We start from the raw sequence: 12,322 nt of genomic DNA on the forward strand, positions 1-12,322 counted from the left end.
GTTTAGCGCTGAAAGCCGCCGCCGCCCGCCACTGCAAGTCTTGGTCTCGCCGTTGTGCCGGTTGCGCCCTGAACCGCCTGCTTTTTCTGGAACAGACCCCGTTTGCCGGGAACCGGCTTGAACGCATCCGTCAGTCCGACAACCGTTTCAGCAGCGCCAAGGACGAGATAGCCGTCATCGGGGATTGACTTTGCCAATCTACCGAGGATCTCCGACTTGGTCGCCTGATCGAAGTAGATCAACACGTTCCGGCAGAAAATGATGTCGAACTCACCGAGATGCGAGAAGCTCTCCAGCAGATTGAGCTTCCGCCACTCGACCATCGCACGCATTGCAGCATTGATCTGCCACATATCGCCCTTCTGCTCGAAATACTTCAGCAGCATCTGGATCGGCAGACCGCGCTGAACTTCGAACTGGCTGTAGAGACCGGTCTTGGCCTTTTCCAGAACCTCCTGGGAAAGATCGGTTCCCAGGATCCGCGTCCGCCAGGCCGGCATCTTCGCCGCTTCTTCCTTCAGACAGATGCCAAGAGAATATGGTTCCTGTCCCGTTGAGGCAGCCGCACACCAGATCTTGAGCTGCTTGCGCGTTGCCCTGCTCTCCAGGAGAGCCGGAAGCATCGTGTCACGGAAATGATCAAACGGCGTCTTGTCGCGGAAGAAGAACGACTCGTTCGTCGTCATCGCCTCGATGACTTCCGTTTCAAGGGCCCGATTGCCACCGCGTTGCAGCGTCTGGATGACCGCACTCAGGGTTTCCAGCTTGGAGCTGCGCGCAATCGGCAGCAGGCGGCTTTCAACCAGGTACTGCTTGTCGTTGGACAGAACCAGACCGGACCGTGTTTTCAGGAAGTTTTTCAGAAACTCGAACTCGCTCGGGGTCATCGTGTGTTCCCCTTCAATACGCGTGCGATTTTCGGTCCGATATCCTTCAATGGCAGAATGTCGCTGCAAACACCCGTCTGGGCAGCCGCACCGGGCATCCCCCAGACCACGCTGGTTGCTTCATCCTGTGTAATCACACTGCCCCCACCTGCAGAAATGGTTTTGACACCATCCGCGCCATCATGGCCCATGCCGGTCAGGATCACTGCCAGGCTGGCGGATCCATATGCCTTGGCAACACTGTCGAACAGCGGATCGACTGCAGGTTTGCAGAAATTCACCGGAGGACCATCGGTCAGGCGGATCTTCACCGCACCGGCTTCCTTTTCCAGCACCATGTGTTTTCCACCAGGAGCCACGTAGATGTTGCCAGGCTTCAGCAGTTCGCCGTCCTCGCCTTCCTTCGAAGGGCGAAGAGCTGCCTTGCCAAGGTGTTCGGCCAGAATGGAGGTGAAAGTCGGAGGCATATGCTGCGTGATGACGACGGGAACGTCATTCATGGACGTGCCGACTTCCTTCATCACTTCCTGCAAAGCCTGCGGACCACCGGTTGACGACCCGATCGCCAGGATGCGCGGTCTCGCCGACGAATATGGACGGGTCTTGAATTTCGGAGCTGCCGCGGCCGCGGTCGGCTGAGCAGCTCCACGAAAGCTTGCTCTTGTATCTGTTGCCGGGCGAGTGGAGACCGGTTTCAGGGGTTGAGCAGTTCGACCGGCATTGGTTTCCGCACGCATGGTACGTGCCGGCCCCCGCATGCGAACCGCACGCGCACCAAGAGCTTTCACCTTCTCGATCAACTCGCGGCGGAAATCGATCGAAGTCGTGACTTCCGAAGTAGACTCGGGCTTCGGCACATAGTCCGCTGCACCAAGCGAAAGAGCTTTCAGACTGATTTCCGCATTCCGCCGTGTCAGCGTCGACGCCATGATGACGACAAGGTCACGCTTCTTCGCAAGCATCAGCGGCAAGGCAGTCATGCCGTCCATCTCGGGCATTTCGATATCAAGCACGACGACGTCGGGATTGCTTTTTTCTATGTCTTCGACGGCAAGTTTGCCGTTGCGCTGGGAACTGACGACCTTCAGGTTCTTGTCTTCCCCCAGCCAGCGGGTCAGCAACCCGCGAATAACCACTGCATCGTCAACGACCATTACTTTGATCGGGTCGCTACCCGGGCTAGCGCCCGCAGAAATACTTCTTTGCGCAAATGCCATTTAGACTGCCCAACTCGAAACTAGATAAGACCGACTTCCTGAAACTTGGCTTCGACAATTTCCCGGTCGAAAGGCTTCATGATGTACTCGTTGGCACCGGCCCGGATCGCCCGGGCAATATGCGCGACGTCATTTTCAGTGGTGCAGAAGACGACGACAGGACTTTCCCCGCCTTCTTCCGCCCGCAAGCTGGTGAGAAACTCCAGCCCATCCATGACCGGCATGTTCCAATCCAGAAGGATCGCGTCGGGCATGGTTTTTCTGCACTCATCAAGCGCCTGCTGGCCATCCTCGGCTTCGGTAATCTCGAAATTCATATCCTCGAGAATGCGACGGGCCACCTTACGGATGACACTTGAGTCATCTACTACAAGGCACTGTTTCATCAGGCGTAACTCCACTCATCGGCCATTTCGGCCTTGTTATGCTGCTGCCATGGGTTCGGTGAACATTGCGCCAAGCAGGCGGTCGACATCGAGAATGACCATCAACTGACCGTCCAAGCGATGAACACCTCCGGAAATTTCCGCCCAGCGGCGATCCAGATTGGACGGGTTGGATTCCGCGGAAGCTGCCGGCAAAGTCAGCACTTCTCCAACCGTATCGATCACCAGACCGTAGCTTTCCTGCTTGTATTCGATGCCGACCGCCATCATCTGCTCGTCTTCCAGCGGCGGAAGATGAAGGCGGCGACGCATGTTGATTGCCGTGACGATCCGGCCACGCAGGTTCAGGACACCCTGAACCTCCGGCGCGGACATTGGTACGCGAGTGACACTTTCCGGCACGAACACGTCATGTACCTGCGAGATCGGAAGGCCGAAGAGCTGGCCCCCGATGACGACCGTCACATACTGGATCATGTCATTGCCAGCGGCTTGATCCGGGTTAAGTTTGTGTTCCAGCACACTCATGCTGCTACTCCCATCTCGCCGGAGAAGACATCCTTCAGAGCGGCAATCAAGCCAGGACGGTCGAATTTCGCTACGTAGTCGTCAAAGCCGGCCTGACGGCCACGCTCGATCGAGGCAGGCGTCACAAGCGACGACAGAGCCAGCATCGGAATGTTGCGGAACCGCGGATCCCGGCGAAGCGATTCACAGAACTCGAAGCCGTTGATCTCCGGCATTTCGATGTCGCTGACGATCGCATGGAACTTGTCGCCATTTTCCAGAAGCTCAAATGCCTGTTGCGGACCGGTACATGTGGTCACGTCATAGCCAGCAGCCTTCAGAACCGGCGTCAGCATGTTGCGGAAGAAGGAGCTGTCGTCGACGAAGAGAACCTTCTTCGTCAGCGCTTCGATATCCATCTCCTTGCGCATGAACCAGTCTTCAAAGGCCTGAGGCAGATAGTAACCCAGATCGATGATTTCCGTCGCGCGTTCCTTCACGACCGCGGAGCCAAGGACACCCGGACGTTCCGAACCGACCTCGATGTTCATCTGGTCCTCGACAATGTCGACGATTTCGTCGACCACGAGGCCCATGGAGCGACCGGAGTCGGAGAAGACCAGCATTGGCTGCGTGCCTTCCGTCTTGTGGCAGTCACCATCGTTGACGTAGACCAGCGGCATGAGCGCACCGCGGTACTGCACCAGATCGCGGCCGTTGGAACGCTCGATCTTGGAAACTTCGAACTCTTCCAGACGTGTAACCAGCGACAGCGGGACTGCCTTTGGTTCCGGCGCTCCGGCACGGAAGAGCAGAAGAGAAATCGCTGTTTGTCCAGTCATTGCCCGCCGCTGCAGATCTTCCTGGTCGTCTTCCTGGGATTCGGCAACTGCGCTGGAAGCGTGGCTTGCCATCGCGCCTGCAATTCCGTTCGGGTCGATGATCATGATCACCGAACCGTCACCCAGAATGGTGTTGCCGGAGAACATGTCCAGATTGCGCAGCATGGTCGACATCGGCTTGACCACGATTTCTTCCGTGTGGAAGACACCGTCGACAACAACGCCGAATGTCTGGCTGCCGACCTGCATGACGACGATGAAGCCGTTGTCAGCATCGATGGCTTCGTCGGCATTTTCACCTTCATAGATGCCAAGCAGCTGAGACAGGTGAACCAGCGGCAGCAACTTGTTGCGCAAGCGCAGGACAGGTGTGTCCTTGATCCGCTCTATACGGTGTTCGGAATTGGTCTGAACACGAACCAGCTCGACAACCGACAACTGAGGAATAGCAAAACGGTCGCCGCCTGCTTCGACGATCAGCGTAGAGACAATCGCAAGGGTCAGCGGGATCTTGATGATGAAGCTGGAACCTTTGCCCGGCGTCGAGCGCAGGTCAACCGTGCCACCGATCAGCTCGATGTTGTTGCGCACCACGTCCATGCCGACACCACGTCCGGAAACGCTGGTAACTTCGGCCGCGGTGGAGAACCCTGCGTGGAAGATGAACTTGTGGATCTGGGAATCCGTCATCTTGTCGACTTCGGCTTCCGTGGCCAGGCCACGTTCCAGCATCTTCGCTTTCACCTTATCGACATCGATGCCCTTACCGTCGTCACGGACTTCGATGATGATATGGCCGCCTTCATGGTAAGCAGCCAGGGTGATGATACCCTTTTCCGGCTTACCTGCGGCGCGACGATCTTCCGGACGCTCAAGCCCATGGTCGGCGGAGTTGCGGACCATATGGGTGAGCGGATCCTTGATCATCTCAAGAACCTGGCGGTCCAGCTCGGTGTCTGCGCCGATCATTTCCAGATCGATCGGCTTTTCCAGTTCCTGGCTGAGATCGCGGACAATACGCGGCAGCTTCTGCCAGGCGTTGCCGATCGGCTGCATCCGCGTCGCCATGACGCCTTCCTGCAACTCGGCGGTGACGTTGGACAGTCTTTGCAGCGGAACCTTGAATTCGCTGTCCTCGTGACGGCGAACAATTTCCAGGAGCTGGTTACGCGTCAGCACCAGCTCGGACACCATCGTCATCAGGTGTTCCAGCGTATCGACTGCGACGCGAATGCTCTGGTTGGACACACCGCCCCCGGCGGCTTTCTTCTCGCCACCTTCAGCGCCGGATTTCTTCGCTTCGGGTTTCTTGGCTTCCGGCTTCGTCTCGACCTTGGCGGCAGCTGGTGCAGGAGCAGGCTCTTCGACCTCCTCTACAGCATCTTCTGCTTCAACAGCTTCCGGTTCAGCGATCTCAACTTCGATCTCTGTTTCACGGAAAGCGCGCTCCAGCTCGTCCAGGGAAACTTCTCCCGGGCGCAGCGGGCGCTCCAGAGCCTGATCCGGCAGTTCGTCGGCAGCGGGCTCGACCTCGGCCACTTCGGCCTCAGCTTCCGCTTCTTCCTCGGCAACACCTTCGCCAGCCATTGCGGCATCCGCTTTGGCGGACATGTTTTCAAGCTTGCCGATCAGTTCGCTGTCGTCGCCCTGCGGCTCTTCGCCTTCGGCAGCTTCCAGCTCGCCCAGGATATCCTTGATCTGGTCGATCGAAATCAGGATGAGAGAGACGGCTTCTTGCGTAACCGGTGCGCCATCACGGAATTTGCCCATAAGGGTTTCTGCCGCATGCGCAATTCCTTCAAGCCGGGGTAGGCCCAAAAAGCCGCAAGTGCCCTTAATGGTATGCACAAGGCGAAAAATATTATCCAGAATAGTAGCGTTGTTCGGTTCTTGCTCGAATTTAACGAGTTCAACGTCAACAACATCGAGACTCTCGTTCGTCTCGGTAATGAATTCCCTGAGGAGGTCGTCCATGGCCTGCTCTCACCCGACTTGTTACTGGTTCCGCATCCTGAAAAGGATGTCTGGACCGAGAAGTCCATGAGAGTAGGTTGACGGCAAAGAGTTAAGATACGCTGAAACGGACGGAGACTTTTATTCGTCTCTTTTAGACCTTTGGAAGGGCCGTAATTTTTACCGACTCTTCTTGTTTATCTATTGTTAATACCATGCCGGATTCACGCGCGAGCAGCAAAGTATAGATCGGCTGCACGGAGTGTGCATCGATGCGCTCGGGCTCTTCTCCGCCAAGGGTTTCCTTCATTCCCAGCGGAATGCGTGGATTGAGGCCACTGGCGGTCAGGGTGAAAGACGGAGACTGCGGCTCACCTTCCATCTCGACCTTGATCTCGCCCCCGCGCGGAACGCACTGGTTGGCAATCAGGATCAGGTTGAGGAGAAGTTTGACATTATTCTTTGGCATGAGATGCCGGGAAAGTTGCCAGTTTAAATCGGATTTTTCGTTTTCCATAAACCCTGTGGCAACAACCTGGGCATCGCCGAGATCGATTTCGGCCCCCGCCGAACCGGCCGCCCCGAAGGCCAGTCGTGCAAATTGCAGTTTCGCCGATGCCTGCCGGGCGCTCTTGCGGATGAGGTCCATGGCAAACTCGCGCATGTCCTCGGAACCCTCTTCATCCAGAACTTCCAGACCGTTGGTTATTGCACCGACCGGACTGATGATGTCGTGGCAGACACGGCTGGCAACCAGTGCGGCAAGGTCCAGGGAGGAAAGCTCGTTGAGTGCGGACATGGCAGTATGAAGCTCTTCTTGATGGGTTCGGCGAGACTATGATTCGCTAAAAACTGCCCAAGGGTTACACATCCCGAAAGCCGCTGCCAAGGTAAGGTCCTGCCGCAATTCGGGTCATCCAAATGAAAGTTTGCCGGTTTGATTGCCGATGCGTCCCGCCGGATGGCCTAGAGGTCGGGTACACAACCAACTCTGGATGAATTTTCCTCGGCATCCTTCATCAGCTGCGAGCCGTTGACGACAAACAGGAATCTATTGACGACCGAATGAAAGAAAACGAGCCGCCCGTCGACCATCGCATAAATAAAGGGGCTGCCCGCTGTCGCAAATCCTTCGGACAGGGCAAACCCGCCGCATCCTGCAAATCTGGGTGCATAGGAATTCGGATCACGCTTGAAAGCGGCAAGATTTCCTTCGTTGACGAAAATCCATTCCGCACCGCCCCATCGGTATTCGTGATTTCGATCTCCCTTTCGCGGATAGCCGTCCACGAAAAAGCTGACCGGATCATGTCCACCAATTGCATATCCGGTGATCGGGTCGGGAACGAATATCTGGGGACGCGCGATACCTTTTCCCGCAAAAATCACCAGAACGGCGATCAATACTATGGAAAGACACATCAAGGTCTTTTTTTCAGGCCAGCTTTCCATCGATTCGGCTTATGTATGATTCTGAAGTTTATGCGAATCAGCACGTTTCGGCTGCAGTCTAGCATTGTGGTCCGGTCGTTCTGAAGACAAATGCCGCATCAAGCGTGTGATGAGGAGATTTATTGAATGGCACAAAATTCCTGGCGTGTGGCGTCCCTGCTTTCAGTTGCGTTTCTATGCTTGTGTTTGATTGCCACGACTAATCCTTCTCTGGCGCAAACATCCGGAAACGAACCTATTCCACCCGGCGACACTTATAATGAAGACGAGATCGTGAAGGCCGGTCACCAGTTTTTCGGTTCTGTCTCCGGAGGATTGGCATCGGTCGTCGAACGCGCCTTCTCACGTTACGGCGAACCCAACGGATATATCCTGGGTGAAGAAGGCTCCGGCGCTTTTGTTGCAGGAGCCCGTTACGGCGAAGGTCACCTTTATACGCGCAATGCCGGAAACCATAAGCTTTTCTGGCAAGGCCCGTCGGTCGGCTGGGATTTCGGTGCCGATGGCGCAAGGGTCATGATGCTTGTCTACAACCTGCCTACCGTAAATTCGATCTACGACCGGTTTGCCGGCGTAAACGGATCGGCTTACCTGGTCGGCGGCGTCGGCATGACAGTGCTTTTGAAAAACGAGGTGGTTCTTGTTCCAGTTCGCGCCGGTGTCGGGGCGCGCCTCGGATTGAACATGGGTTATTTGAAATTTACGGAAAACGCGACCTGGAACCCGTTCTGATTTCACGAAAACCGGCTCTCAACGGAACGTTCGGTGAATTCCGCAAGCTGTAGTAGGCTATGTGAAGCGCTCTTGGCGGCAAGCCTCGGGTCGTCTAATGATGAAGCTAGCGGCACTTTTGAAGGTGACTGGAGCCTGATGTGATTGAAGCGGCGATGTATATTGCACTGGGGTTTTGCACGGCCGGTCTGATCGGTCTTGCCATCCTGCCTGCATTTTATCGCCGTGCGTCCAGGTTGACTGAAGAGGCACTACGTGCCGTCAATCCGTCCAGCTATGCTGAAGTCAGAGCCGCCCAGGATCAGGTACGCGCCCGGCATGCCGTCGAACTGAGACGCGTTGAACGCCAACTCGACAAGGAACGCGAAAAAGCTGCCACCCATCAGCTGGAAGGGTCCAGGCTGAAGGCCGCAATCGATGACCTGAAGAAATCCCACCAGAACCAGCTGTCGGAGATGGAAACGAAGGTCTCTTCGCTCGTAGGGGACCAGCACGCGGTCGACCTGCTCTCGAACGAAGTGAAGGCGCTCAAGCAAAAACTCGCAGATGCAGAAAAGGCGCTTGCAGAAAGCTGGACCAGACCGACCGAAGTTTTGTCCGGATCTGACACCAAAAAAGATGACGACACGGACTGGCTGCCTGCGACGGACACCATGACTTTGGCGACCATCACCGGACTGGAAGCTGAAGTTGCGACCCTGAAGGCGAAACTGTCCAAGTACGAACCGACAGTGGCGACAGAGATTGAAGCAACCAGGGACGAAGCCGCAAGGACGAACCTGGCCAAGCTGGAAGCACAACTGGTCGACACTGAATCCAAGTATGTAACTGCGCAAGCAGAGGTTACCCGGCTGACACTCATGCTGGATGCCGTCAATGGTGCGAGCTCTGAAAAGGACAAGGACCTGAATGCCCGGGTTCAGGCACTTACCAGCGAAAACCATCAGCGCCTGGAGGAACTGAAAAACAAGGACGATGCCCTTGAGCGCATGTCCAGCCAGGTGCAGAAGCTTCAAAAAGATCTCGAAGACGCCCCGGCCATTGCGGAACTTCGACGGGATTTTCGTGCACTTGCCGCTAGGCTCTCCGGAGAACAACCGATCACGTTCGCCAACGGCAGGGAAAGCGCAACCGCTCCAGTCACGCCGGATAAACCTGCAAAAGCAAGGAAAAAGCGGCCGCCCGATAGCCTGAGCGCAAAAGCCAATGGTCATCTTTTGCCGGAGATGAAGAACAGTTCTTCAAACGGTGTGCGCCCGGATGCAGACAAGGGCCAGACCAGGCCGTCGGAAATTGCAACGGCAGCAGAAGCGCTTGTCAGCCGTGTCGTCGCCTCCAATCGGAAAAAGAGTTCCGAGAAGTCTGACAAGGTTGCAAAATCCGTCAGCGAAGAACAGGTAATAGCCTCACAATCGGAAGAAACCGCGCCGACAACGAAGCCTTCGAAACAAAATAAGAAAGATGTGGCTTGATCTGGAACCGCGGGCGCGGTCTTTTAGGTGAAAGACAAACGCCTGACGGAATTACGATAAATGCTGATCGAACGCCACAACGCCATCCTGGAAATCGCCCGTCAGATGGGACGGGTCAGCGTTGACGACCTGGCCAGGCGTTTCGAAGTCAGCCCGCAAACAATCCGCAAGGACCTGAACGAACTGTGTGAGCGCCGTCTGCTGGCCAGAACCCACGGTGGCGCCCTTTTGTCCTCCGGCATTGAGAACGTGGGCTATGAGGCCCGCAGGATCATATCCAGCAAGGAAAAAGCCGACATCGGTGAGAGCGTCGCCGCGCTCATTCCCGACAACGCTTCCATCTTCATCAACATCGGCACGACAACAGAAGCCGTTGCACAGGCTCTTCTGCAGCATCGCGGCCTGATGGTGATCACCAACAACATCAATGTCGCCAGTCTGATGCGCGGCTATTCCCAGATCGAAGTGGTGATCGCCGGCGGTGTCCTCAGACACGCGGACGGAGGCATTGTCGGCGAAGCAGCCGTCGACTTCATGCGTCAGTTCAAGGTCGATTTCGCGATCATCGGTGCATCGGCGATAGACCCGGATGGCTCCCTGCTCGACTACGATTATCGGGAAGTGAAGGTCACCAAGACCATCATGGACAACGCCCGTCACGTCATTCTGGCGGCCGACAGCACAAAGTTCGAACGGACCGCCCCCGTTCGGGTCGGCCATCTGTCGCAGGTCAGCACCTTCGTCACAGATCACTGTCCAAACCCGAATTTCGCCAACGTCGCGGCTGAAGCGGAAGTAAAGCTGATCGAAACGGGATTTCAGGGCGACAGCCCGCAGGACTAGGCCACCCGTCACGCTTCCGGAATTGAACTATGCTTGTTTTTCAAGCTTGAGCGCAGTTGCCTCGGCGCGGCTCAACTGTTCGCCCTGTTTGCGCTTCAACAGCACTTCACGGGCTCTCGCATACTGATCGTCCTGCCAGAATATCAGGCAGCCATTGCACCCCTTGCCGCAACAGCCTTCCGTTCCAACCCGGTTTGTCTTGAAGCGCCGGTCGGTCGCCCCCTCGCCGATCTGCTCCACCAGCGCATCGCGCCTGCGTTCATAGGCGGTCGGATTGTCCTTTCCAGAGACCTCAAGACTTTGAGTGAGCTTGTCGAAGCGAACGCGCGCCCATTGCTCCTCGGTCAGTGCTCGCTCCTTGCGCAGAACTGTGAAGGCGGGGAAACGCGCCTTGAGATCATCCAGGTCCTCATGGTCAAACAATGCAAAGGGCAATCGGATCACGGTCCGGTTGCTGCCATGCACGACATTGACCCGCTTGCCATCCTTGGCACGCTCAAAGTCATAGACCCGCAGGAGCACGGTTTCCCGGGCGATCGGAGAGACAAATTCCAGCACTTCCCCTGCTTCAAGCTTGTTTTTCACCTCGACCAGGAAAGCATCCTCAGTCACTTCAGTCACAACTCCGGCGTATTCCCACTGGGCCAGCGAAGCCGTGTGCTCATAATCATGAGCGTAATTCGTCAGCCGACCCTCGTGGAAGGCCAGCGTGTAACCACGGTTTCCGACCGCCTCCAGCTCCCGCATGTAAGGTTTCGGATCCCAGTTTTCCGGATCAGCGTAATAGTCGTCGATCGCCATGCGGTAGGCACGTGCGACAATGGCAGCGTAATACTCGGACTTGCCCCGCCCTTCGACCTTGAGGCTGTCGACACCGATTTTCAGGAACTCGTCAAGCTTCGGCATGATGCAGAGGTCGCGTGAGTTCAAAATGTAGGAACCGCGATCATCCTCTTCGATCGGCATCAGCTCACCTGGCCGGCAACCTTCCTCCAGAAGGAATTCGAACAGATCCGCATTTTCTTCCGTAATACGGATTTCTTCACGCGTTCCATCCTTGAGCCGCAGTTTCAGGCCGTAGTTCCAACGACAGGAATTTGCACAATTCCCCTGGTTTGCGCCCCGTTCCGCCATGAAATTGGAAAGCAAGCAGCGCCCTGAATAGGTCATGCACATGGCACCATGCACGAAGGCTTCGAGCTTGATATCGGGACATTTCTCGCGGATCTCCACGAGCTCCGGATAAGACACCTCGCGCGCCAGAACCACCAGTTCCGCCCCCTGGCTTTGCCAGAATTTCACCGAGAGCCAGGAACAGATGTTGGCCTGTGTTGAAATATGCAGAGGCAATTCGGGCGCACGGTCGCGTACATACTGAAAGACACCCGGATCGGAAATGATCAACCCGTCCGGCCGCACCTTGCGCACCGTGTCGATGTATTCGTCGAGTTTTGGGATGTCCTTGTTGTGCGAGAAAAGGTTCAGTGTCAGATAGGCGCGCCGACCATGGGCGTGGCAAAACTCAACGCCTTCGATCACATCTTCCAGACTGAACTCGGACTTGGTTCTCAGCGACATATCCGGCGTACCGAGATAGACGGCATCGGCTCCGTAGAGAATGGCCATCTTGAGCTTTCGCAGATTGCCCGCAGGCATCAACAATTCTGAGCGTCTCTGGGTCACTGGGATATGTACCTGGATTGAAGAAGACCGTGATCTACCGGAATTTGATCCGCTTGTGAACAAGCAGGAACCCTTACTTGAGGGCGCGCAGGCCGAATGCTTTCAGTGCTATTCTCAAATACGCTCGCATTGTGCCGGGATCGCAAATGCAAGGCATCAGGACAAACCGATCTGCCCCCGATGGGGAGAATAATCCGCTCACGATGTCAGGAGAAAAAGTGTCAATCATCCTGAGGATGAATTGGCACGCCCAACGGGACTCGAACCCGTGTTTCCGCCGTGAAAGGGCGGCGTCCTAGACCGCTAGACGATGGGCGCGCGGTGCTTCGAGGCATCTGCCTTAAGCCG

11 protein-coding genes and 1 tRNA gene are annotated in these 12,322 nt (G+C 56.2%); 3 read left to right on the forward strand and 9 right to left on the reverse strand.

Annotation, left to right across the window (positions count from 1 at the left end; translation table 11 throughout):
• Positions 1-2: 2 nt before the first annotated feature.
• From ABLQ08_RS11460 to ABLQ08_RS11490, 7 genes are all read right to left on the reverse strand, one after another.
• The gene (locus ABLQ08_RS11460) at positions 3-887 is read right to left on the reverse strand and encodes a CheR family methyltransferase (RefSeq protein WP_352941989.1); all 885 of its coding nucleotides are present in this window, start codon (positions 885-887) and stop codon (positions 3-5) included.
• Positions 884-2,104 (reverse strand): protein-glutamate methylesterase/protein-glutamine glutaminase, encoded by a 1,221-nt coding sequence (locus ABLQ08_RS11465; protein WP_352941991.1) that lies wholly within the window; start codon positions 2,102-2,104, stop codon positions 884-886. The genes ABLQ08_RS11460 and ABLQ08_RS11465 overlap by 4 nt, the downstream gene beginning before the upstream one ends.
• Before the next feature lie 20 nt (positions 2,105-2,124).
• Entirely contained in the window at positions 2,125-2,490 is a 366-nt protein-coding gene (locus tag ABLQ08_RS11470; RefSeq protein ID WP_352941994.1) for a response regulator, read from the reverse strand.
• A 36-nt stretch (positions 2,491-2,526) separates the two neighbouring features.
• A complete protein-coding gene (locus ABLQ08_RS11475; RefSeq protein WP_352941996.1) occupies positions 2,527-3,018 on the reverse strand; it encodes a chemotaxis protein CheW in 492 nt (163 codons plus the stop codon).
• Entirely contained in the window at positions 3,015-5,813 is a 2,799-nt protein-coding gene (locus tag ABLQ08_RS11480; protein ID WP_352941999.1) for a hybrid sensor histidine kinase/response regulator, read from the reverse strand. The genes ABLQ08_RS11475 and ABLQ08_RS11480 overlap by 4 nt, the downstream gene beginning before the upstream one ends.
• Before the next feature lie 133 nt (positions 5,814-5,946).
• Positions 5,947-6,591, reverse strand: coding sequence for a histidine phosphotransferase ChpT (gene chpT / locus ABLQ08_RS11485; RefSeq protein ID WP_352942001.1), 645 nt, complete (start codon positions 6,589-6,591; stop codon positions 5,947-5,949).
• A 167-nt stretch (positions 6,592-6,758) separates the two neighbouring features.
• A complete protein-coding gene (locus ABLQ08_RS11490) occupies positions 6,759-7,214 on the reverse strand; it encodes a YHS domain-containing (seleno)protein (RefSeq protein WP_352942004.1) in 456 nt (151 codons plus the stop codon).
• A 156-nt stretch (positions 7,215-7,370) separates the two neighbouring features.
• Between ABLQ08_RS11490 and ABLQ08_RS11495 the strand changes: the two genes are divergently transcribed.
• The 3 genes from ABLQ08_RS11495 to ABLQ08_RS11505 all read left to right on the forward strand — a co-directional run bounded on the left by ABLQ08_RS11495 (position 7,371) and on the right by ABLQ08_RS11505 (position 10,291).
• Positions 7,371-7,976, forward strand: coding sequence for a DUF1134 domain-containing protein (locus ABLQ08_RS11495; protein WP_352942006.1), 606 nt, complete (start codon positions 7,371-7,373; stop codon positions 7,974-7,976).
• A 140-nt stretch (positions 7,977-8,116) separates the two neighbouring features.
• Positions 8,117-9,448, forward strand: coding sequence for a hypothetical protein (locus ABLQ08_RS11500; protein ID WP_352942008.1), 1,332 nt, complete (start codon positions 8,117-8,119; stop codon positions 9,446-9,448).
• Between the two features lie 60 nt (positions 9,449-9,508).
• The gene (locus tag ABLQ08_RS11505; protein ID WP_352942011.1) at positions 9,509-10,291 is read left to right on the forward strand and encodes a DeoR/GlpR family DNA-binding transcription regulator; all 783 of its coding nucleotides are present in this window, start codon (positions 9,509-9,511) and stop codon (positions 10,289-10,291) included.
• A gap of 27 nt (positions 10,292-10,318) precedes the next feature.
• On the opposite strand, the gene ABLQ08_RS11510 is transcribed toward ABLQ08_RS11505, so the two are convergent.
• Complete coding sequence (locus ABLQ08_RS11510) at positions 10,319-11,917, reverse strand: U32 family peptidase (RefSeq protein ID WP_352942013.1); 1,599 nt, start codon at positions 11,915-11,917, stop codon at positions 10,319-10,321.
• 299 nt (positions 11,918-12,216) lie between these two features.
• Positions 12,217-12,292: transfer RNA gene (locus tag ABLQ08_RS11515), tRNA-Glu, on the reverse strand.
• Positions 12,293-12,322: the final 30 nt, after the last annotated feature.

It is taken from the genome of Roseibium sp. SCP14 (assembly GCF_040329475.1).
Lineage (GTDB): Bacteria > Pseudomonadota > Alphaproteobacteria > Rhizobiales > Stappiaceae > Roseibium.

Excerpts from the sequence above, each read along its gene's own strand:
- chpT (WP_352942001.1), bottom strand. The coding sequence starts at position 6,591 with ATGTCCGCACTCAACGAGCTTTCCTCCCTGGACCTTGCCGCACTGGTT.
- ABLQ08_RS11495 (WP_352942006.1), top strand. The coding sequence starts at position 7,371 with ATGGCACAAAATTCCTGGCGTGTGGCGTCCCTGCTTTCAGTTGCGTTT.
- ABLQ08_RS11510 (WP_352942013.1), bottom strand. The coding sequence starts at position 11,917 with ATGGCCATTCTCTACGGAGCCGATGCCGTCTATCTCGGTACGCCGGAT.
- ABLQ08_RS11480 (WP_352941999.1), bottom strand. The coding sequence starts at position 5,813 with ATGGACGACCTCCTCAGGGAATTCATTACCGAGACGAACGAGAGTCTC.
- ABLQ08_RS11475 (WP_352941996.1), bottom strand. The coding sequence starts at position 3,018 with ATGAGTGTGCTGGAACACAAACTTAACCCGGATCAAGCCGCTGGCAAT.
- ABLQ08_RS11460 (WP_352941989.1), bottom strand. The coding sequence starts at position 887 with ATGACCCCGAGCGAGTTCGAGTTTCTGAAAAACTTCCTGAAAACACGG.
- ABLQ08_RS11470 (WP_352941994.1), bottom strand. The coding sequence starts at position 2,490 with ATGAAACAGTGCCTTGTAGTAGATGACTCAAGTGTCATCCGTAAGGTG.
- ABLQ08_RS11505 (WP_352942011.1), top strand. The coding sequence starts at position 9,509 with ATGCTGATCGAACGCCACAACGCCATCCTGGAAATCGCCCGTCAGATG.
- ABLQ08_RS11465 (WP_352941991.1), bottom strand. The coding sequence starts at position 2,104 with ATGGCATTTGCGCAAAGAAGTATTTCTGCGGGCGCTAGCCCGGGTAGC.
- ABLQ08_RS11490 (WP_352942004.1), bottom strand. The coding sequence starts at position 7,214 with ATGTGTCTTTCCATAGTATTGATCGCCGTTCTGGTGATTTTTGCGGGA.